Source organism: Agrobacterium tumefaciens (genome assembly GCF_013318015.2).
Classification (GTDB): Bacteria; Pseudomonadota; Alphaproteobacteria; order Rhizobiales; family Rhizobiaceae; genus Agrobacterium; species Agrobacterium tumefaciens.
Genome location: NZ_CP115842.1, coordinates 1,072,101 through 1,094,026, shown reverse-complemented (window position 1 = coordinate 1,094,026; position 21,926 = coordinate 1,072,101). Strand labels below are relative to the sequence as shown.

14 protein-coding genes are annotated in these 21,926 nt (G+C 59.4%); 7 read left to right on the top strand and 7 right to left on the bottom strand.

Annotation, left to right across the window (positions count from 1 at the left end):
• Nucleotides 1–12: 12 nt before the first annotated feature.
• From G6L97_RS18475 to G6L97_RS18445, 7 genes are all read left to right on the top strand, one after another.
• Entirely contained in the window at nucleotides 13–1,014 is a 1,002-nt protein-coding gene (locus G6L97_RS18475) for an ABC transporter permease (protein WP_065687974.1), read from the top strand.
• 29 nt (nucleotides 1,015–1,043) lie between these two features.
• On the top strand, nucleotides 1,044–2,018 hold the full coding sequence (locus tag G6L97_RS18470; protein ID WP_038494403.1) for a sugar-binding transcriptional regulator: 975 nt from the start codon (nucleotides 1,044–1,046) through the stop codon (nucleotides 2,016–2,018).
• A complete protein-coding gene (locus G6L97_RS18465) occupies nucleotides 2,015–3,013 on the top strand; it encodes an aldo/keto reductase (protein ID WP_174003510.1) in 999 nt (332 codons plus the stop codon). Before G6L97_RS18470 ends, G6L97_RS18465 begins: the two co-directional genes overlap by 4 nt.
• Before the next feature lie 122 nt (nucleotides 3,014–3,135).
• On the top strand, nucleotides 3,136–4,860 hold the full coding sequence (locus tag G6L97_RS18460) for a glycerol-3-phosphate dehydrogenase/oxidase (RefSeq protein ID WP_065687972.1): 1,725 nt from the start codon (nucleotides 3,136–3,138) through the stop codon (nucleotides 4,858–4,860).
• Between the two features lie 2 nt (nucleotides 4,861–4,862).
• Nucleotides 4,863–5,705 carry a class I fructose-bisphosphate aldolase gene (locus G6L97_RS18455; RefSeq protein WP_003511545.1) on the top strand — a complete coding sequence of 281 codons (843 nt, stop codon included), beginning with the start codon at nucleotides 4,863–4,865 and terminating at the stop codon, nucleotides 5,703–5,705.
• Entirely contained in the window at nucleotides 5,698–7,197 is a 1,500-nt protein-coding gene (locus tag G6L97_RS18450) for an FGGY-family carbohydrate kinase (protein WP_162691713.1), read from the top strand. The genes G6L97_RS18455 and G6L97_RS18450 overlap by 8 nt, the downstream gene beginning before the upstream one ends.
• A gap of 296 nt (nucleotides 7,198–7,493) precedes the next feature.
• On the top strand, nucleotides 7,494–9,698 hold the full coding sequence (locus G6L97_RS18445) for a methyl-accepting chemotaxis protein (RefSeq protein ID WP_076845417.1): 2,205 nt from the start codon (nucleotides 7,494–7,496) through the stop codon (nucleotides 9,696–9,698).
• 16 nt (nucleotides 9,699–9,714) lie between these two features.
• On the opposite strand, the gene G6L97_RS18440 is transcribed toward G6L97_RS18445, so the two are convergent.
• The 7 genes from G6L97_RS18440 to G6L97_RS18410 form a co-directional block, all read right to left on the bottom strand.
• Complete coding sequence (locus G6L97_RS18440; protein WP_173997542.1) at nucleotides 9,715–10,683, bottom strand: MarR family winged helix-turn-helix transcriptional regulator; 969 nt, start codon at nucleotides 10,681–10,683, stop codon at nucleotides 9,715–9,717.
• Between the two features lie 202 nt (nucleotides 10,684–10,885).
• The gene (locus G6L97_RS18435) at nucleotides 10,886–12,034 is read right to left on the bottom strand and encodes an alpha-hydroxy acid oxidase (RefSeq protein ID WP_035199743.1); all 1,149 of its coding nucleotides are present in this window, start codon (nucleotides 12,032–12,034) and stop codon (nucleotides 10,886–10,888) included.
• An 86-nt stretch (nucleotides 12,035–12,120) separates the two neighbouring features.
• Nucleotides 12,121–13,743 carry an ABC-F family ATP-binding cassette domain-containing protein gene (locus tag G6L97_RS18430; protein WP_174003506.1) on the bottom strand — a complete coding sequence of 541 codons (1,623 nt, stop codon included), beginning with the start codon at nucleotides 13,741–13,743 and terminating at the stop codon, nucleotides 12,121–12,123.
• Nucleotides 13,744–13,905: 162 nt separating this feature from the next.
• A complete protein-coding gene (locus G6L97_RS18425) occupies nucleotides 13,906–15,144 on the bottom strand; it encodes a vWA domain-containing protein (protein WP_013761916.1) in 1,239 nt (412 codons plus the stop codon).
• Between the two features lie 157 nt (nucleotides 15,145–15,301).
• A complete protein-coding gene (locus G6L97_RS18420; protein ID WP_003511536.1) occupies nucleotides 15,302–16,180 on the bottom strand; it encodes a transglutaminase family protein in 879 nt (292 codons plus the stop codon).
• A 4-nt stretch (nucleotides 16,181–16,184) separates the two neighbouring features.
• Nucleotides 16,185–18,590 carry a circularly permuted type 2 ATP-grasp protein gene (locus tag G6L97_RS18415; protein WP_003511535.1) on the bottom strand — a complete coding sequence of 802 codons (2,406 nt, stop codon included), beginning with the start codon at nucleotides 18,588–18,590 and terminating at the stop codon, nucleotides 16,185–16,187.
• 1 nt (nucleotide 18,591) lies between these two features.
• Entirely contained in the window at nucleotides 18,592–21,921 is a 3,330-nt protein-coding gene (locus tag G6L97_RS18410; protein WP_003511533.1) for a transglutaminase family protein, read from the bottom strand.
• Between the last annotated feature and the right edge of the window lie 5 nt (nucleotides 21,922–21,926).

Sequence of the window (21,926 nt, the reverse complement as noted above, 5' to 3'; positions counted from 1 at the left end):
GGGAGCGGGAAAATGGCAACATCGGAAACACCTTCGGGCATTGCAGAAGTGGCGGTTCGCCGCACAGGCTGGTGGGAACCGGCGCTCAAGGCACGGGAGACCGGACTTATCGTCATCATCCTCGCCCTTTTCGCGGTGATGTCTTTCATATCCCCGTATTTCCTGACGGTCGACAATCTGCGGGCCATGGCGATGGTTTTCGCCATCGAAAGCATCGTCGTGGTCGGCATGACGATCCTGTTAATCTCGGGCGGCATTGATCTATCCGTCGGTTCCGTCACGGCGCTTGCGATGGTTGCGGCTGGCTGGCTATTCCTCAACGGTGTCGATCCCTGGGTCGCGGCCGGGCTGGCAATCTGCCTCACCACATTGGTCGGCATGGCCATGGGATTTCTGACAACGGTCATCGGCCTGCATCACTTCATCGTATCGCTCGGCGTCATGGTGATTGCGCGCGGCGTCTGCCTGCTCGCAACGGGCGGCCGGCCGCTTGGTCTCTACTCGCTGCCGCCGGAATTCAAATTCATCGGCCAGGGCGCGCTTAGCGGCATTCCGCTGGTGCTGATCATATTCGCGATGGTGGTCGTCTGCTTCGATCTCTTGCTGCGGCGCACGACGGCATTCCGTAAGGTGTTCTATACCGGCAGCAATCCGAAAGCGGCGGCTTATTCCGGCATCCGCGTCGGCCGGGTGGTGTTTGCCACCACCACACTTTGTTCGATGCTGTGCGGTGTCGCAGGCGTGATCTACATGGCCCGCTTCGGGTCAGCACAGCCGAGCTTCGGAGTCGGCATGGAACTTAACGTGATTGCAGCCGCGGTCATCGGTGGCGCCAGCCTTTCGGGCGGCTCGGGCACCATTCTCGGCGCAATCCTCGGGGCGATCCTTCTGTCGGTCGTTTCCAGTTCGCTTGCCTTGCTCAATGTGTCTGTCTACTGGCAGGACATCATCAGGGGAAGCATATTGCTGACGGCGGTCCTGTTCGACCACTATCTTGTCAAGCGTCGCCGCTGAGCGCCTGTGGTAATTGGAGATATACGATCATGCTGGATACCAAGGACGATTTCGATCAACAGAGGCAGATGTACTCCGTCCTGGTGCTGCATTTCATCGAGGGCGTGAAGCAGTCGGAAATTGCCGAGCGGCTCAATCTTTCCCACACCAAGGTGAACCGCATGATAGCGGCGGGCCGCAAGGCAGGCATGGTAAAGATCACTATCGCCAGTCCCTATCAGAGGCTGGTGGACCTCGAAAACGAGATCACACGCCGCTTCGGCCTCAGACAGTCGGTGGTGACACCGACGGTGTCCGACAATCCGGAAACCGCGCTGCAGATGGTCGGACGCGTGGCCGCCAACCACTTGCTGGAGACGATCCGCGACGGCGACGTGATTGCGATTACCGGCGGCAAGGCGGTGAGTGCCGTCGTCGATAATCTGGAGGCCGAGCGCCGTTTCGATGTGCGGGTAGTGCCGCTGACCGGCGGTGTCCAGGGCAAGCACTATACGGATGTCAATCATCTGGCCACGCAACTGGCGGAGAAGCTCGGCGGCAGCGCGTCGCTCATTCATGCGCCGCTATTTGCCGAGGATGAAGAACAGCGTGATCTCCTGATGAATGTCGCTTCGATCCGCGAAGTGTTCGACTTAGCGCGACAGGCGCAGGTGGCACTGGTTGGCATCGGTTCCGTGGAGGCGCCCGGTTCCGGTTATTACGATCTGCTGCCGGATGCGGCCCGTGGCGGGCAGGCGCTGGTGGATGCGGGCATTGCCGGGGAATTCCTTGCCCATCTCACCATGGCGGATGGGCAGCTGGCGCGGATCGATCTCAACTCGCGCGTGGTGGCGCTGGACCCTGGGCAGCTTGCCCGGTGCCCGAACATCATCGGCGTGGCGGCCGGGGCCATCAAGGCCGGACCGGTGGCAGCCACGCTTGCCGGCCGCTATCTGACCTCGCTCGTCGTGGACGAGGCGATCGCCGGCTATTTACTGGATCAGGAAGAGGGGGAAACTTCGTGACGGACAATTCAATATTGACCCGGACGATTGGCGGCAGCGGTATCAGCGCATCAGCCGTGGGGCTGGGCACCTGGGCCATCGGCGGCTGGATGTGGGGCGGCACCGACGAGCGGCAATCCATCGCCGCTATCCATGCCTCCATTGACGCCGGCATTTCCCTGATAGATACCGCGCCAGCCTATGGCATGGGGCTTGCGGAAACCATCGTCGGCAAGGCGATTGCCGGCCGGCGCGACAAGGTGGTGTTGGTCACCAAATGCGGGCTGGTCTGGCATGTGAACGAGGGCGCCTATTTCTTCCACCAGGATGGCAAGCCCGTTCACCGTTATCTCGGCGCCGCTTCGATCCGGCATGAGGTCGAAGAGAGCCTGAAGCGGCTCGGAACCGACTATATCGACCACTATGTCACCCACTGGCAGGATGCGACGACGCCGATTGCCGAGACGGTGGAAACGCTTGTGCGCCTGAAGGACGAAGGCAAGATCCGTTCGATCGGCGCGAGCAACGTCTCGCCGGAGGATTTGGTAGCCTATATCGCCACCGGCGCGCTGGATGCCATCCAGGAAGAATATTCAATGGTGCGGCGGGACATCGAGACGACACTTCTGCCGCTTTGCCGCACGAGTGCTGTTTCGGTCCTGAGCTACTCGTCGCTGGCGCTCGGTCTCCTCTCGGGCAAGGTTGGACCCGAACGGGTTTTTGCAGGGGATGATCAGCGCAAGGGCAATCCGCGTTTCAGCCAGGCAAACCGCGAGAAGATCGCGCGGCTGACGCGGGGTCTGGAGCCGGTCGCCAAAGCGCATGGGGCGCCGATTGCGCAGGTCGTGATTGCCTGGACGATTGCCCAGCCCGGCATAACATTCTCGCTGTGCGGCGCGCGCGATCCGGCTCAGGCGGTTGAAAACGCTGCTGCGGCCCGCCTGCGCCTTGCGGAAAATGAACTGGCTCTCATCAGCGCCGGCGTTGCCGAGCATCTCGTGGGGCTCGATGCGTAAATCATGTAGCTGAGACGGGGCTTCAGGCGAATAGCGCATAATTTTCGCCACCCCTCACTCTCGTCGCTTTAAACGTTTAACAACATTGGGACGCTGGTTGTTAGCCAGCGAACGGTATTCCTATGCCCAGTTTTCGCGAGGACGCTCTACGCCGCATCCGGCAAGACGGTGATTTCGACGCCGTCGTCATCGGTGGCGGTATCAATGGTATCGCCGCCTATCGCGATCTCGCTTTACAGGGACTGCGGGTGCTTCTGGTAGAGCGCAACGACTTCTCGTCCGGTTGCAGTGCCGCACCCTCGCGCATGATCCACGGTGGCCTGCGATATCTCGAAAACGGTGAATTCGGCCTTGTGGCGGAATCGCTGCGGGAGCGTGATGCGCTTCTGACGCTGGCACCGCATATGGTTCATCCGCTGCCGACGACGATCCCGATATTTTCAACCTTCAGCGGCTTGTTCAACGCGGCTGCGACCTTTGTGAGTTCCGGCGGAAAACCCGCCAGCCGGGGGGCACTGGCCATCAAGGCGGGCCTCATGCTCTATGATTTCGTCACCCGCAAAAATCGCATCCTTCCCCGACACACCTTCCGCAACGCACGCAAGACGTTGCAACGCTGGCCGGGCCTGACGCCAGGCATCAGATATTCGGCCACCTATTACGATGCGTGGATCAGCCAGCCCGAACGGCTTGCGCTGGAGCTTCTGATCGACACCCGGGCCGATGCGCCGCAAAGCATTGCGCTGAACTATGCCGAGTTTGTCCGTGCTGGCGGTGATTATGGTCTTAAGGTGGAGGGCACGGACGAAACCTTGCCCGTCCGGCCACGCATCATCGTCAATGCGACGGGCGCCTGGATCGATGAGACGATTGGAGCGCTAACGACCACACAGGTTGCGGGGAGGGCGAAACCGACCGTTTCCGGCACCAAGGGATCGCATCTGATCCTCGCCAACGAGGCGCTCTTTAAGGCCTTGAACGGCCATATGATTTTTTTCGAGAATGCCGACAACCGTGTCTGTATCCTCTTTCCCTATCTTGGCCGGGTTCTCGCTGGTTCGACAGATATCAAGGTTGATCGTCCCGAACGGGTGCGATGCGAACCGGAAGAGCGTGATTATATTCTCGATGCGGTCCGTCAGGTCTTTCCGCATATTTCCATCGACCATTCCGACATCGTCTACAGTTTCAGCGGCATCCGCCCGCTGCCGCGCAGCGACGCGGCCTTTACCGGAAGAATATCCCGCAGCCATTTCATCCACCGCGTGGAGGGCGATCCGCCGCAGCTCTGCATGATCGGCGGCAAGTGGACGACGTTCAGAGCCTTTGGCGAACAGGTGACCGACGAGGCTCTGGCCTTTCTCGGACGCAAGCGGCTGACTGGCACAATGAACCGCCCGATCGGCGGCGGCAGGAACTTCCCCAGCGGTGCCGGGCGCCTGCCGGCCCTGCTGTCGGAGGAATTTTCGATCGACCGGGACCGGGCCGAGTATCTGGCATCGGCCTATGGTTCACGTGCCTTCGAGTTGATGGGTTTTTGTCGGGGCCGTCCGGATGACAGTCCGCTTTGCGAAAAACCGCCGATCACGGCGGCAGAGGTGGTCTGGCTGATCCGCTGCGAACATGTCCGCCATCTGACGGATCTCATCCTGCGCCGCACGACGCTTGCCATTACCGGCGTCATCGATGCCGATCTGATCGATGCGATCCTTGGCGTCGCAGCGCGCGAGCTGGGATGGGCGCCACAGCAGGCGGCGGACGAACGGCAGCGGCTCGTTGATGAACTGGAGACCTTTTACGGGGTCACGACGGCAATGCTTAAACACAGATGCAAGGAGAATGCATGATGATGCGGATTTCGAAAAAGGCGCGCATGAACCGGCTGTTCCGCAATGGTGGATGCTTGGACGTTGCCATTGACCACGGCGTTTGCAACGAGCCGAGCTTCCTCGTCGGGCTGGAGGATATGGCTCAAACTGTCGACAGGCTGGTGGAAGCAGCTCCCGATGCCATCCAGATGACCTACGGACAAGCGGACCTGCTGCAGCAAAGGCCGCAGCGCGACAAGCCGGCGCTCGTCATGCGCATCGACATGGGCAACCCCTATAATTCAACGCGCCACAGAACCATGTGGTCGCAGCTCCAGAACTATCACGATCCGATCATCGGCGCGCTGGAGATGGACGCCGCCTGCGTCGTCGTGAACCTGTTCATGTTGCCGGACGAGCCGGAACTGTTTCGCCAATGCGTCGAGAATATCAGCCGCGTGCGCGCCGATTGCCATCGTTACGGCATGCCGCTGATGATCGAACCGCTGGTGATGTTGCCCAATGATGTGCGCGGCGGTTACCAGGTGGATGGCGATGCTGAAAAGATCGTCACCCTGGTGCGTCTTGCCTCGGAAATGGGAGCCGATATCATCAAGGCCGATCCCACCAGCAATCCGCTGGATTTTCACAAGGTCATCGAGGCAGCGCGGTGCCCGGTTCTGGTGCGGGGCGGGGGGCGTGAGGACTTGCGCAACGTGCTGGCGAAATCAGCGGCACTGGTGGCCGAAGGTGCGAACGGGATGGTCTATGGACGCAATATCTACCAGCATGACAACCCCAAGGCCGTCGTTGCGGCCTTGATGGCTATCATCCATCAGGGTGCGGGCAGCGAAGAAGCATGGGACATCTATAATCGTGGCTGATAAAAATCATATATTGGGTCTGGATGTCGGCAACACGGTTATCAAGGCGGTGCTGTTCGACACGGCCGGCCGGCAGGTCGCGCAACACGCCATCGACGGCCATTCGACATTTCCGCAGCCCGGTTACGTCGAGCGCGATCTGGAGGAGTTGTGGCGCAACGGATGCGAGGCGATCCGCCAGCTTCTGGCAAAATCGTCCGTCGATCCCCGGAGCATCCTTGCCGTCGGTTGCGCCGGCCACGGCAACGGTCTCTACCTGCTGGACAAGGATCAGCAGCCCCTGATCGGTATCCAGTCGCTTGACAGCCGAGCCGCCGATGTGGCGGTAGAGCTTGACCGGAAAAGCGGCGCGCAACTACAGAACCGTTGTCTGCAACGGCCTTGGCCCGCGCAAACGCCCAGCCTGCTGGCCTGGGTGAAAAGGCATGCGCCCGATACATATGCCCAGATCGGAACGGTGCTGTTCTGCAAGGATTTCCTGAACTTCCGCCTGACCGGTTGTCTTGCCAATGATATTTCCGATCTCAGTGGTGCGGGGTTGCTTGCCTTCCCCGAAGCGAAGCTCGACCGGGAACTCCTGTCGCTCTACGGGCTTGAGGATGCCGTCGCCTTTTTTCCGCGCCTCGTAGAATCGGCGGATATCGTCGGCCATGTGACAGCTGAGGCTTCGGCTCTGACGGGGCTTTCCGAGGGCACACCCGTTATCGGCGGTTTTTTCGATGTCGTCTCCAGCGCCATGGGGTCGGGCGTCATCAACGCCGGGGAGGCTTCTATCATCGCCGGCACCTGGAGCATTAATCAGGTTTTCGCGGATAAACCGGTCATCAGCCCCGATGTCTTCATGGTCACGACCTTTGGACGTGGCCGCTATGTCAATATCGAGTCCAGCGCCACCTCTGCGGCCAATCTTGAATGGTACGTGCACCGTGTTCGCGGTGACCATGGTGACCATGCCTTCGAGCGCTGCAACGATCTGGTCGGTTCCGTTTCGCAACGCGCCGACGATCCGTTCTTCCACCCGTTCATCTTCGGCTCGCGACTGGGCGCGGAACTTCGGGGCGGGTTTTATGGTCTGGCGGGATGGCATGGCGAAGGCCACATGCTGAGAGCCCTGTTCGAGGGTGTGTGTTTCGAACACCGCCGCCATATCGGCGTTCTCAGGGAAGCGGGGCTGCCGATCGACAGTGCCGTCATGTCCGGCGGCGGTTCCCGCAGCCAGCATTGGCCGCAGATCATGGCGGACGTTCTTGAAATCCCGCTGCGTGTCGCGGAGGCCCGCGAGACCGGCGCGCTTGGTGCGGCCATCGGCGCGGCCGTGGCGGTCGGTCTCTATACCGGCTATGAAGCGGCGGTCGCAGCGATGACCCGCGTGGCCAGTGCCTACCGGCCGGATGCGGGGCAACTCCCGCATTATCGGCGGCGCTACGGCCTCTACACACAATTGACCGACCAGTTGCGCGGCTTCTGGAGTGATCTGCGTTTGCAGGACTAAAGGCTCCCGGTTTTCCTGATCAGCGGCACGCAATGATGCGTGCCGCTGAGCTTGCTCGTAGCTTGCAATATATGCTGGCGTTTCGGAAGGTTCGGATATCGCGTAATATTTTGTATGTACTGCAATATTACGGTTTTATAATTTATTTCTGTTTTCTTAATTGCGCTAAAAATATGAATTAAAGTAATTTTTAAGCATAGTTTTCTAATATTATCCTCCGGTCTGGTTGTTGACATTTTGGGCTTGCGCGCAGTGACCTCAGCCGTCGCGGCCGGGATTTTTTGTGAGGATGAGACATGCTGTTTAAATCGACAACGGGCCGTAATATCTTCGCAGTCGCCGCGTGCGGCGTCGTTGCAACGATCGCGGCTTCGGCCGTGCTGTTTTATCGGTCCTTTGAGGATACGAGGGCCAACAGTATGGAGCGTATGCAGCAGATCGCGCAAGCCGAAGCCCTGACGACCGAGAAAAATATCGGCGGCATGATTCACATCGTCAATAGCCTCGGCTCGGTTCTGGAATCGATGAAGCAGTCGGGCGATGCCGATCGGAGCAAGGCCGATCAGCTTATCCGGCACATGCTGGCGAACAATCCCGATTTGCTTGGTCTCTGGACCGGATGGGAGCCCAATGCCTTCGATGGCAAGGATGCGGACTTCGTCAACAAGGAGGGATATGATGCGACTGGTCGTTATGTACCCTATTGGGTGCGGAGCGGAGGCAAAATAAGCAACACCGCATTGACGGATTATACCACCGCGGGTCCAGGCGATTATTATCAGTTGCCCTTCACATTGAAGAAAACAGTCGTCATCGAACCCTATTCTTACGCAATCGATGGCAAGGAGGTTCTGATTACCTCGGTCGCCAAACCTGTCATCGTCGACGGTAAAACTCTGGGCGTCGCTGGCCTCGATCTGTCGCTGGAGGAAACGAACAAGGCGTTGTCAGCCGTCCGGCCGATGGGAACGGGCTTCATGAGCCTTGTGAGTGGCGGCGGCAAGATCATCAGCCATCCCGATGCGACGATAATGGGTAAGAACCTCGCAGATGGCGGCGCACAAACTGCAGGCTGGGATAAACTGATCGCCAATCCCGGAAAAGAGCTGGAAATGACGGCACAGGACGGCACGGTTTCCCTTGCCGTCGCCTTGCCGGTCATGCTCACCGGCGACATGAAATGGTACGCAATCGTCTCGGTTCCGGAAGACACGGTCTTTGCGCAGCTGCATGCAATGATGCGTGACGCCGTCCTGACGATCGTAACGGCGGCGGTGCTGCTGGCGATGGCCGGCTGGTTTATTGCACGGCGGTTCATCAACCGCATCACGAATGTCATCGATGAGACCGCCCAGATCGCTCGGGGAAATCTCCAGCTGACATTGAAGGATATCGAGACCAGGGACGAGATCGGCGATCTTGCCCGCTCGCTTGACGTTTTGCGCGAAAACAATCGTGAAAAAGCCTTGCTGGAGCAGGAAGCGGAAGCCAACCGAACTCTTGGCGAACAGGAGCGGGTGGCCCGCGAACACAAGGCGGCCGATGAGGCGAGCGGCATCCGTTTCGCGGTTGACAGTCTGGCTCAGGCGTTGGCCAGGCTCGCAGATGGCGACGTGTCCTGTCGTATCAACGATCCCTTTGTCGAGCGGTTCGATGCCGTGCGCAACGATTTTAACGGTTCTGCCGGGAAGTTGCAGAACGCGCTTCTGCGGGTATCGGATAATGCCGCCGGTATTGATGCCGGCGCTAATGAAATCAAGGCAGCCTCCGATGATCTGGCAAGGCGGACGGAGCAGCAGGCTGCTGCCGTGGAGGAAACCGCCGCAGCTCTTGAAGAGATTACAATAACCGTGAAAGACGCCGCGAACCGTGCGCACGAGGCGGGCCGTCTGGTTTCCCGCACGCGCATCGGTGCGGAACGATCGGGCGAAGTCGTGCGTCAGGCCGTAATCGCGATGGAGCGGATCGAAAAATCCTCGAACGAGATTTCCAGTATCATCGGTGTGATCGACGAGATTGCCTTCCAGACCAACTTGCTTGCGCTCAATGCCGGCGTGGAAGCGGCGCGAGCCGGCGAGGCGGGCAAGGGTTTTGCCGTGGTGGCGCAGGAGGTGCGCGAACTTGCACAGCGTTCTGCCGGCGCGGCGAAGGAAATAAAGTCGCTGATCACAAAATCGAACCAGCAGGTCGAAGAGGGCGTGCATCTTGTCGGCGACACCGGCAAGGCACTCGACGCGATTGTCGCCGAAGTGCAGGAGATCAACCAGCACGTCGCCGCGATCGTCGAATCCGCGCAAGAGCAGTCGTCCGGCCTTCAGCAGATCAATACAGCCGTGAATCAGATGGATCAGGACACGCAGAAAAATGCCGCGATGGTGGAAGAAATGACCGCCGCAAGCCACAATCTTGCAGGCGAGGTCGATGCGCTGAACCGGTTGCTCGGCCAGTTCGAGCTGGGTTCAGGCGCACTTGCTCATCGGGGGGCTCTCAAGGCGGCTTGATCGGCCGCCACGGGGTTTAGTTCGCTTCACGTTCAGCGTCGCCAACCATAGGAAGCGGCCTGACGAAGCGCTGTTCCAGAACCTCGCTTCCCCACTGGCTGCCGGGACGTTCCTCTACACAGGTAAAACCCTGGGCCTCGTAAAGATGCCGTGCCGCCAAAAGTCCGTTGAAAGTCCACAGATGGGTTTCGGCGAATACTTTTTCGTCCGTGAACGCAAGGGCGGTTGCCAACAGCCTTCGCCCGACGCCGCCGCCACGCACGCCATCATCGACGATGAACCAGCGTAGATGCGCGGTTCCCGGTCCCAGATCTTCACCGTCGATTGCAACGGAGCCGATGACATCGTCTCCACGCATTGCGACCCAGATCGCATTTTGCGGGCTTTCGAGCCGGTTGCAAAAGGAGGCGAGACCTTCGGCAACAACGGATTCGAAGCGCTGGCCGAAGCCTGATGTCCGGGCATAATAAAGCGCATGCATTTGCGTGATACGGGCAATAAGGCCGGGCCTGTAGCCCCTGACGATTTCGATCGGGGGAGCCGCGGCGTAGGCCCGGTCTCCCAGCGCGTCGGCATAAAGGCGAAGCCCGTCAAGGATTTTTTGGCCATCCGCAGGCGCGAGCCGCGACAGTGCGTTTGATACCTGTCGGTTGGCAAAGGTGTGGATGGCTTCGACCCGCTTCTGTCCTCGCCCGGCGAGGCGCAACCGCTTGATACGACTATCCTCTTCGTCCGTTTCTTCCAGAACATCGCCCGAAAGAACCAGTTTGCGAAGCATGCGGCTGATGCTCGACTTTTCAAGCCGAAGCATCTTTCCCAGATCGCGTGCGGTAATGCGTGGGCATGCCTCGATCTCGATCAGGGCGTGCACGGCGGAGGGCGGCAGATCGGTGCCGGCAAAGTCTCCACCCATGAAGCCGAGTTCGCGCACGAGCCGACGCGAGGTGGAGCGGATATCGTTTATGGGAAAGGGTCTTTCGGACATGCCAAAATCCATTATGGTTGCATCATGCAACCATAATCATATTCGATCGGTCTTGCCAAGGTCACCACTGCGCAGCGCCGATAGCGTGAAAACCTCTCGAAACCGCTATGGTGGTTTCAAAGGGGTCATTCGGTACGGGTGATTATCCGACTATATTGTCGATAAGCTCGACAGGCCTCGATTTTCTCGCGCTGACACCGCTCTAGTCACGAAACCGCAGGTTCCGGCGTGTCAGTTGGTCGACGGTGGTGCAGCCCATCAGCTTCATGCCGCGCTCGATTTCGATGCGCATCAGCTCAAGCGCCCGCTCGACACCCGGCTGTCCGGCGGCGGCAAGCGGGAAAAGGTAATAGCGGCCAAGCCCCACGGCCTTCGCCCCCAGAGACAGGGCTTTGAGGACGTGCGTTCCGCGCTGAACACCGCCATCCATCATGACATCGATACGGTCACCGACTGCGTCGACAATCTCGGCCAGTTGGTCGAAGGCGCTACGCGAGCCATCGAGCTGGCGACCGCCGTGATTGGAAAGCACGATGCCGCTGCAACCGATATCGACGGCGCGTCTGGCGTCCTCCACGGACATGACACCCTTCAGACAAAAAGGGCCGCCCCATTCACGCACCATCTGTGCGACGTCGTCCCACGTCATGGATGGGTCGAGCATTTCGGTGAAATAGCGACTGATGGAGAGCGCGCCGCCGTCCATTTTGATGTGGCCGTCGAGCTGGGGCAGGCTGAAGCGCTCATGCGTCAGATAATTGATCCCCCAGGCCGGCTTGATGGCGAATTGCGCAATGCCAGAAAGATTGAGCTTGAACGGAATGGCAAAACCGGTGCGCTTGTCGCGCTCACGGTTCCCACCCGTGATGCTGTCCACCGTCAGCATCATCGTCTGCACACCCGCAGTCTTGGCGCGCGCCATCATATCGCGGTTGAGACCACGGTCCTTGTGGAAATAAAACTGATAGACCTGTGGGCCGCCGCTGATCCGGCGCGCTTCCTCGAGGCTGGTGGTGCCGAGTGAAGAAACGCCGAACATCGTGCCGAATTTTCCGGCTGCGGCCGCAACCGCCCGCTCCCCCTGATGGTGGAAGAGACGCTGAAGCGCCGTCGGGGAACAATAGACCGGCATCGCCAGCTTCTGCCCCATGACGGTGACAGACATGTCCACATCGGCCACACCCCGCAGCACGTCGGGAACGAGATCGCAATTCTCGAAGGCGGCCGTGTTTCTCCGGTACGTCACCTCATCGTCGGCAGCACCGTCGATGTAGTTGAAGATCGGTCCGGGAAGACGCTGTTTTGCCATTCGGCGAAAATCGTGGAAATTGTAGCAGTCTTTAAGTTGCATTTGTTAGTCCACCGATCCGCTCTGCAAACGTTAAAAGATGAAACCTGTCCCGGGAATTCTGCGTCTCATACGTCCGTCAAGCTGCCTCAGCTGCGCAGGCCCGGCGCTTCCTGTCCGGTGCTTTCTACATATTCCGTATATCCGCCGCCAAATTGGTGGATACCGTCAGGCGTCAGTTCCAGCACCCGGTTGGAAAGGGCGGCCAGGAAATGGCGGTCATGCGAAACGAAAAGCATCGTGCCTTCATATTCCGACAGGGCCTTGATCAGCATTTCCTTGGTGTCGAGGTCGAGATGGTTCGTCGGCTCGTCCAGCACGAGGAAATTCGGCGGGTCGAACAGCATGGCAGCCATGACCAGACGGGCCTTCTCACCGCCGGACAAAACGCGGCAGCGCTTCTCCACATCGTCACCGGAAAAACCGAAGCAGCCGGCAAGGGCGCGCAGCGGTGCCTGCCCGGCTTTCGGGAAACGTTCCTCCAGCCATTCCAGAATGGTGCTGTCGCCGTCCAGAACATCCATGGCGTGCTGGGCGAAATAACCAAGCTTGACGCTGGCGCCGAGAGTGACATTGCCGGAATCCGGCGTGGTCGTGCCAGTCACGAGTTTCAGCAAGGTGGATTTTCCGGCACCATTGACGCCCATGATGCACCAGCGCTCCTTGCGCCGCACCATGAAGTCCAGTTCGCCATAGATCGTGCGACTGCCATAGGCCTTGCTGACTTTCTTCAGCGCTACGACATCTTCGCCAGATCTCGGCGCCGGCGCAAATTCGAAAGCGACCGTCTGGCGCCGCTTGGGCGGCTCGACGCGGTCGATCTTTTCGAGTTTCTTGACGCGGCTCTGCACCTGTGAGGCATGCGAGGCACGCGCCTTGAAGCGCTCGATGAACTTGATTTCCTTGGCGAGCATCGCCTGCTGGCGTTCGAACTGCGCCTGCTGCTGCTTTTCGTTCTGCGCACGCTGCTGTTCGTAAAAGCCGTAGTCGCCGGAATAGGTGGTGAGGTTGCCAGCGTCAATTTCGATGATCTTGGTAACGATGCGGTTCATGAATTCGCGGTCGTGCGAGGTCATCAAAAGCGCGCCGTCGTAGTTCTTCAGAAAATCTTCGAGCCAGATCAGGCTTTCGAGATCGAGATGGTTCGATGGTTCGTCGAGCAGCATCACGTCCGGGCGCATCCGAAGGATGCGGGCGAGCGCTACGCGCATCTTCCAGCCGCCGGAAAGTTTGGCGACATCGCCATCCATCATTTCCTGACTGAAGCTCAACCCGTCCAGAACCTCGCGCGCGCGGCCCTCCAGCGCGTAGCCGTCCAGTTCTTCATACCGCGCCTGCACTTCGCCGTAACGCTCGATGATGGCATCCATTTCGTCCATCCGGTCGGGATCGGACATGGCGGCTTCCAGCTGCCGGAGTTCGGCTGCGACTTCGCTGACCGGGCCGGCGCCTTCCATGACTTCGGCCACGGCGGAACGGCCAGACATTTCGCCGACGTCCTGGTTGAAATAACCGACCGTCATGCCCTTTTCGACGACGACCTGTCCCTCGTCGGGCTGTTCCTCGCCGGTCATCATTCGGAACAGCGTGGTCTTGCCAGAACCGTTGGGGCCGACAAGGCCGATCTTCTCGCCGCGATTGAGCGCAGCGGAGGCCTCGATGTAGAGAATGCGGTGACTGTTCGACTTGCTGATATTTTCGATGCGGATCATGACAGGGGCCTGTGAATGGGAGCGGCTCTCCTATGCCATGTGTCGCCGGCGCTGTCACCTGCCGCGCACGCTGTGCCAGCCATGCAACCCGGCAAGGTCGCCCCGGGAACATCGCTCCCCGGAAGCGGGGTCGTTTCCGGGGGATGCTGGCTCGATTTTCCGTTAATTGGTCAGCGTTGCCAAACTGCCGGCAGCCTTGCGGGCAATTTCGCCGAAGGCGGTAACGATCTGCTCCATGTTTTCAGGCGCGTAATAATTGTCGAGACTGGACGCACAATGTTGCAGCAGCGACTTGCCCTTGTCCGGCGCCATGAACGCGACGCTGAAAATCTTGATACCGTCTTTCTTGGCCGTATCGCAGGTATTGCGCACGGTCTGGTCGATGCTGGAACTCCAGGAGGAGCTGTTTCCCGTCATTTCGCCATCCGTCATGAGAACGATGTATCGCTCGAAGGATTCGCTTTTCTTGTCCTTGTGTTCTTTCGCTTCAACGGTATTCGCTTTTTTAAGGGCGTTGTATGCGGCATTCAGACTGCTGCGGGCATCCGTACCGCCAGACGGAAACTCCGGGATCTGTTTGTCGACATAGGTGGCAACGCTGCTAGTACCCCAAGTGATAGGCTGGGCCGCGTAGGTCTCATGCGTATAGACCGAGGCTCCTGTTCGAACCAGTTCGGAACCGCCGTTGGCGGTATAAGTGGGATCGGCCTTGTTCAACGTCGCGACGAGATAGCCGACCGCGGTTTTTAGCGAAGTAGCCTTGTTGACGTAGCAGGGCGATGTATTTTTGAGATTGGGATAACTCCCCCAGTTATCGACCGTGTAGTTCTGGCACGACGTTTTCTTGGTGTTGAGCGTATCGGTCTTGAAGGACATCGAACCCGAGCGGTCGAGCACCAGATACATGGAGATCGGCGCGCCCTTGTTGACAGTGCTTACCGCGGTGCCTGTCGCGGCAAGATCGAGTGTTTTCGCCCCGAAGAACCCCAAGAGCGGATTAAGCTGCATCTGGTAGTTTATCGTGGTCTGGATGGTGTAGGTCTTGCCGCGCGCATCGTCCGTTGTGCCAATATTGACTGGAGAGTTTTTCTCGAGCGCCTTCTTCTCCTCCTCGGTCAGGGTCTTTTCCATCTGGCTGGCGATGAAGGCCTTGGCGATTTCCTTGATTTGTTCGTCCGTCAGAGCGCCTTCTTTCAAGCGGGCCTCGGTCGCGGCCGCGAGAGCCGCCGAATCCGCCGTGTTCTGCAGGTCCGCTTTCACCTGCATCACATTCGCCAGCTCCATGCCGGCGCCGGCAAAACCAAGCAGCACCGGCAGCAATATTGCCGTCATCATGCCAAAATTGCCGCCCGTATCGGCAAGGAAACGGCGCGTCATTTTTTGATATGCGGAGGAGATCATAACGGGCTCACTAATTAGAACATTAGACTGAGCGCAGGAAACCCGCAAACGATGTAGAATCCACTAATGTAGACGGTTAAATTTTATATGTCGTTCAAATTGGTGCAGTTTTTCAAGTATTAATTCGAGTATGCTCATAATAACACGTAATGTATCATTACTGGACGGGAATGACGTCGACGGCCTGTTTGATCTGCTGGTTGCCGTAGCTCTTCAATACGCCGATCACCGGCGCGACATCGGAATAGTCCCGGCCATAGCCAACGACGATATGGTCGCTGCCGGCAACGATATCGTTGGTGGGGTCGAGCTCCAGATAACCGGCGGCCTCACCGCACCATACTCGAACCCAGGCATGCATCGCATCGGCACCTTCCAGACGTTCCTTGCCCGGCGGGGGGATGGTGCGCAGGAAGCCGCTGACGTAACCGGCGGGAATTCCGAGGCTGCGCAGCGCCATGATCATGATATGCGAAAAGTCCTGGCATACGCCGCGTTTCAGCTTGAAGGCTTCCGACGGTGTCGTATCGACAGTCGTCGCTTCACCGTCATAGGTGAAGTCCTTGTGTATGCGTTTGCACATCGAGAGTGCGATTTCGCGAATGGTCATTCCGGGCTTCAGCAATTCCCGCGCATAGGCCGATATCGCCGTATCCGTCCCTAGTCTCGGGCTGGCGCCGATGAAGTGATGCGGTGACTGGAAGTCGACCGACCAGACGTCTGCAAGGTCTTGCGGCAGGCGTGAAAGCTCGGGTGAAAAATCTGCCGTCAGCGCAGGTGCCTCCACCATCACACGCGCCTGCATGCGGATATCCAGCTTTTCGTGCGGTGCGCGCAGATGCACTGAGGTGGCCGATTGATGAAAGAAATCCTCAAAGACCGCCCGTTCTTCCGGCACCGGCGAAACATCGATGGTGCCGGCGATGAAGCGCTGACGGCCCGGGATCGACAGGGGCAGCACTCGGATGATGTGGCGCGCGCCATGGGCCGGCGTGTCGTAGGTGTAACCCATATGCAGGGAAAGGTCATAAAGCATCGGGTTATCCGAGATATGTCTGGGCCAGAACATCGGAGAGATGTTCCATGTCCGTTTCGAGCTGGCGGTAGATCGCGCCGTTCATGTTTTCCGGCGTCATGACGGCAAGGCCGGAATGCAGCCGCATTGCCTCGCGGTAAAAGGGCGACATCTGGCCGTTCGTAAAGGCGTTCGGCAGCTGCTCCACCTCAGTACGAATCTCGTTCAGCTGAAACAGGATGGACCGTGGGTTGAGCGGATCGAGCGCCAGAAGATCGGTGACGGTCAGACCCGCCGTGCTGACATTGTATCGGCGGCGATGGGTCATGACGCTGTCACCGATTTCGAGCAGCATGTCATAGGATCCATCTGGCGCATCCGGTCCGGTCATATGGCCGAGAAGCCTTGTCATATGCAGGCCACGCTCGAGATAGCGGCCGATCGACAGGAAACGCCAGCCGGTGAAACGATACATGTTTTCGTGCACGAGACCGGCGAAGCCTGCAAGCTTGCGAAGGAGGATCGTCATGGCATGGGTCGCGTCGTCGCCCGGCGAAACCTTTGCGTGGAACCGACGGGCAGTCTTGGCAAGGTCATTCAGCGCAAGCCATCCGTCCGGCGAAAAACGGTCTCGGATGTTGCTGGCGGAATAGAGCGCGCTGTTGATGTTGTTCAGCAGGCTTTCCGGCACGGCATCGTTCATTTCCACATCCAGCGCTTCGAGATAACGCGTCACATGCGCAAGCAAGGGCTGACGTGGGTCGGCGGATTCGGCATAACGTCCGTGCCAGGCGCGCAAGATGCGCAATGCGCCTTCCGAACGTTCGATATAGCGGCCGAGCCAGAAGAGATTGTCCGCCGCACGGCTCGGCAGGCTACCCGGCATGTTGCGGGTGAAGCTTTCTTCCGCCGGTAAAAGCGTAGTGCGTTCCACCGGCTTGTCGCTGACGATCCAGACATCCGCGGCACTGCCGCCTGATTGCATGGCGATGGCGGATACATCGTTGCTGCTGCCGATCCGCGCAAAGCCGCCCGGCATGATCTGCCAGCCATCCTGGGTGCGGGCGGCAAAAACGCGAAGGCTCATCGGGCGCGGCACGAGCTTGTTGTCGATATAGGCCGGCGTGGTGGAAAGCGTCACCACCTCTTGGCCGACAAGCCTGTGGCCATCGGAAGCGAGCCAGTCGCTGATCGATTCCTTCGCCGTTTCGCGTAAGGACGAGCCGAGCACGGACTGACCGTTGTCTTCGAAGAAGGGCAGCCGGGAATAGGCCGGGCCTATGACCATGCCTTCGATATTGCCGGCAACGTGGCGGCGCTCGGATTCCTGTCCGCACCACCAGGTCGCGATGGACGGCAGTTTCAGGTCTTCGCCAAGCAGGTGGCGACAGACGCGCGGCATGAAGGACAGCAGGGCCCGTGTTTCGAGAATGCCGGTGCCGAGCGCGTTGACGATTGTCAGTGCCTCATTGCGCAGCGCCTGCACCATGCCGGGCGTACCGATGTGGGATTGCTGGTTCAGTTCCAGCGGATCGGAATAGGAGGCATCGAGGCGCCGCCAAAGCACGCCGATCGGTTTCAGTCCGGCCACGGTCCTTACCATCACGCGGCCGTTGACCACGGTCAGATCCTCACCCTCTAGCAGCATGAAGCCGAGATAGCGGGCGATATAGGCGTGTTCGAAATAGGTCTCGTTTGCGGGGCCGGGCGTCAGCACCGCGATGCGGTCATCCGGATGTTTTCTGTGCGACTGCAAGGTGTCGCGGAAAGCGCCGAAAAATGAAGCGAGACGGTGAACATGGGTTTCGGCATAGATGTCGGAAAGCGCGCGTGTGGTCGCCACCCGGTTTTCCAGCGCAAAACCTGCGCCGGAGGGCGCCTGTGTCCTGTCGGCAAGTACCCACCAGTTGCCATCAGGTCCACGTCCAATCTCGAACGAGCAGAAATGCAGATAATGGCCGCTTGCCGGTTTTACGCCGACCATCGGCCGCAGATATTCCGGATTGGAGGCGATCAGTGCCGGCGGTACGTAACCTTCCTTCACCAGCCGGTTTTCGCCGTAAAAATCGGCGACCATGGCTTCCAGAAGATTGGCGCGCTGTTTAAGCCCTTCGGAAAGAACCGTCCATTCCTTGTCGTCGATCAGCACCGGGATATGGGAGATCGGCCAGTTTCTTTCGCTGCTGCCCTTGCTGTAATCGCGGTAAAACACGCCCGCATCGCGCAGATAGCGGTCGGTGCGGGCAAAGCGCTCATGCAGTTCGCGTTCCGACATGCGCGACAGGGCACCGAGCAGGGTTTTCCAGACCGGTCTGACCTTGCCGTTGGTATCGAGCATCTCATCGGCCACGCCGGGCAAGGTGGAGTAGTCAAGCCCGCGCGATTGCGCGCTCGTTTCCGTCTTGCGTTCCGTGGCCGGGGCTTTGGACAATTTACACTCCGTATGGCCGGCGCAGATCGAGCGTCAGCGGAAATTCTGGCGACACGGTTTCCGCCATCAACGGATATTGCCCGGCCGTATGTCCCCATGGTTCGAAACGGGCAAGGCGGCGTGCCTCGGCCTCGTTGCCGTTGACGGGAAAGGTCTCGTAATTGCGACCACCCGGATGAGCAACATGGTAGATGCATCCGCCGATCGATCGTCCCGACCATGTATCATAAATGTCAAAGGTCAAGGGCGAATTGACCGGCAGAACGGGATGCAGGCCGGAAGAGGGCTGCCACGCCTTGAAACGAACACCGGCGACCGCAACGCTTCGGTTTTCCGTTGGAGTTAGCGGAACGGCGCGACCGTTGCACGCCACGGTATAGCGCGCAGGGTTGGAGGTTTCGAGGCGGACCTGCATACGCTCGACGGAGCTGTCGACAAAACGCACGGTTCCGCCGATGGCACCCTGTTCACCCATAACATGCCAGGGCTCCAGAGCCTGGCGCAATTCCAGCTTCGCGCCTTCGTATTCCACCTCACCGAAGAAGGGGAAACGGAATTCCTGCTGGGCTGTGAACCATTCCGGCTTCAGGTCGAAGCCATTTTCCCTCAGGTCTCCGAGCACGTCCATAAAGTCCGCCCAGATGTAGTGCGGCAGCATGAATCGGTCTGCAAGTGCCGTGCCCCAGCGCACGAATTTGCCGGCGGCGGGGTTTTTCCAGAAACGGGCGATGAGGGCGCGCACCAGCAATTGCTGGGCGAGCGACATGCGGGCATTCGGCGGCATTTCGAAGCCGCGGAACTCCACAAGGCCAAGGCGGCCGGTCGGCCCATCGGGAGAAAACAGCTTGTCGATGCAGATTTCGGCGCGGTGGGTGTTGCCCGTCACATCCGTCAGGAGGTTGCGGAACAGGCGGTCGACCAGCCATGGCAGCGGCGGCGCACCCTGGCCAGGGGCAGGCACCTGCGCCAGCGCGATCTCCAGTTCGTAAAGACTGTCGTGGCGGGCTTCGTCGATGCGGGGCGCCTGACTCGTCGGTCCGATGAACAGGCCGGAGAACAGGTAGGAAAGCGACGGGTGCCGCTGCCAGTGCAATACAAGGCTTTTCAGAAGGTCGGGACGGCGCAGGAAAGGGCTGTCATTCGGGTTGGCCCCGCCCACGACCACATGGTTGCCACCACCGGTGCCGGTGTGACGACCATCGATCATGAATTTGTCAGCGCCCAGACGCGTCTGTCGCGCCTCTTCATAGACCGCCGTGGTGATGTCGACACAATCCTTCCAGCTTGCGGCCGGGTGGATGTTGACCTCGATGACGCCGGGATCGGGCGCTACACGGATGACATTGATACGCTCGTCATGTGGTGGAGCATAACCTTCGATATGGACGGGCAGCCCGAGCTCGGCCGCTGCCGCTTCTGCCGCTGCGACCAGTTCCAGATAATCCTCGATGCGTTCGACAGGCGGCATGAAGACGCAGAGCCGTCCATCGCGCGGTTCCACCGACATGGCTGTGCGCACCGCGCCGCCGATTTCACCAAGCGTCTGCTCGATGCGTTCCTGGCCGGATGCCTCATCCGCATGGAAAGACGCTTCCGGCATGGTGCGTCCGGAGGGCTGGAATTTCTCGGGAAGCGGCCCTCGCGGGATCGAAGGGTCAGCTTCATGGATATAAGGATAGGCGGATGGCGGCACATGGGGCAGGGTGCCAAGCGGCAGGCGGTAACCTACCGGGCTATCACCCGGAACGAGGAAAATCTTGCCGCGCCGTGTTTTCCATTTCTCGCTGACCCAGCGTTTGTCTGTGGTGGGCTTGGCGTTCCACGCCTGCACCGGAAGAATATAACCCGTCGGTGTCGTCAGCCCGCGTTCGAACACGCGGGCAAGGCGATTGCGTTCTTCCGGGTCTTTCAGTTTCGAGTTGGACGGATCGACATTTTCGGGAAGACTACCTTCCTTGATGATCCATTCGGCCGGATCCTCATAGGCCGGAAGCACCAGATCGGGCTCCACACCGAGATGAGTGGCGATACCGCTCAGTAGCTTTTGCGCGTCGTCGGCCGCAACACCGGTATTTGCGCCTTCTTCGGCAATCAGCGCAGGGTTCTGCCAGATCGGCAGACCGTCCTTTCGCCAGTAGAGTGAAAATGTCCAACGCGGCAGGCTTTCGCCCGGATACCATTTTCCCTGCCCGTAGTGCAGGAAGCCGCCGGGCGCGAAACGTTCGCGCAGGCGGCGGATCAACACGTCCGCTTTTTCGCGTTTCGTCGGTCCAACCGCGCCGGTGTTCCATTCCTCGGATTCGAAATCGTCGATGGAAACGAAGGTCGGCTCGCCGCCCATGGTCAGCCTGACGTCATGGGCGTTCAGAACCTGATCGACCTTTTCGCCGAGTGCATTGAGGCTCTCCCAGCTCTCATCGGAGAAGGGTTTGGTGATGCGCGGGGTCTCGGCAACGCGCCGAACCTGCATGTCGAAAGCGAATTCCGTATTGGCCTCGCCGAAATAACCGCCGGAAATCGGCGCGGCATTGCGGAAATGCGGCGTTGCCGCCAGCGGAATATGGCTCTCGCCGGTCAAAAGCCCCGAAGTGGGGTCGAGACCGACCCAGCCGGCGCCCGGCATATAGACCTCGGCCCAGGCATGCAGATCGGTGAAATCGACCTCTGTCCCTGACGGGCCATCCAATGCCTTGAGATCCGGTGTCAGCTGGATGAGGTATCCCGACACGAAACGTGCGGCAAGGCCGAGATGTCTCAAGATCTGGACGAACAGCCAGCTGGTGTCGCGGCATGAACCCTTGCCGGAAGCCAGCGTTTCTTCCGGCGTCTGAACACCCGGTTCCATGCGGATGACGTAACCGATTTCCTGCTGCAGACGGGCGTTGAGGCCGACGACCATATCCACCGTCGGCTGTCCGGGTGTGTGGTCCACGGTGGCCATGAAGGCGGAAAGCAGGGGGCCGGTCGGTTCCGGTTTCATGTAGATGGACAGATCTTCCCGCAGCTCCTGCGGATAATCGAACGGCCACTTGGTCGCCTCTTCCTCAACGAAGAAATCGAACGGATTGTAAACCGTCATATCGGCGACAAGATCGACCTCGATCTTGAATTCCGTCGCCGGCTCGGGAAAAACGAACCGGGCGAGATAATTGCCGTATGGGTCCTGTTGAAGGTTCACGAAATGATTTGACGGCGAAACCTTGAGAGAATGGCTGATGACATGGGTTCTGGAGTGCGAGGCGGGCTTCAATCTTATGATTTGCGGTCCAAGGCGAACCGGATTGTCGTATTTATAATGCGTCAGATGATAGATGCTCGCTTTGATCGCCATTAATC

Excerpts from the sequence above, each read along its gene's own strand:
- G6L97_RS18440 (WP_173997542.1), bottom strand. The coding sequence starts at position 10,683 with ATGTCCGAAAGACCCTTTCCCATAAACGATATCCGCTCCACCTCGCGT.
- G6L97_RS18410 (WP_003511533.1), bottom strand. The coding sequence starts at position 21,921 with ATGGCGATCAAAGCGAGCATCTATCATCTGACGCATTATAAATACGAC.
- G6L97_RS18420 (WP_003511536.1), bottom strand. The coding sequence starts at position 16,180 with ATGCTTTATGACCTTTCCCTGCATATGGGTTACACCTACGACACGCCG.
- G6L97_RS18470 (WP_038494403.1), top strand. The coding sequence starts at position 1,044 with ATGCTGGATACCAAGGACGATTTCGATCAACAGAGGCAGATGTACTCC.
- G6L97_RS18460 (WP_065687972.1), top strand. The coding sequence starts at position 3,136 with ATGCCCAGTTTTCGCGAGGACGCTCTACGCCGCATCCGGCAAGACGGT.
- G6L97_RS18430 (WP_174003506.1), bottom strand. The coding sequence starts at position 13,743 with ATGATCCGCATCGAAAATATCAGCAAGTCGAACAGTCACCGCATTCTC.
- G6L97_RS18455 (WP_003511545.1), top strand. The coding sequence starts at position 4,863 with ATGCGGATTTCGAAAAAGGCGCGCATGAACCGGCTGTTCCGCAATGGT.
- G6L97_RS18445 (WP_076845417.1), top strand. The coding sequence starts at position 7,494 with ATGCTGTTTAAATCGACAACGGGCCGTAATATCTTCGCAGTCGCCGCG.
- G6L97_RS18425 (WP_013761916.1), bottom strand. The coding sequence starts at position 15,144 with ATGATCTCCTCCGCATATCAAAAAATGACGCGCCGTTTCCTTGCCGAT.
- G6L97_RS18435 (WP_035199743.1), bottom strand. The coding sequence starts at position 12,034 with ATGCAACTTAAAGACTGCTACAATTTCCACGATTTTCGCCGAATGGCA.
- G6L97_RS18475 (WP_065687974.1), top strand. The coding sequence starts at position 13 with ATGGCAACATCGGAAACACCTTCGGGCATTGCAGAAGTGGCGGTTCGC.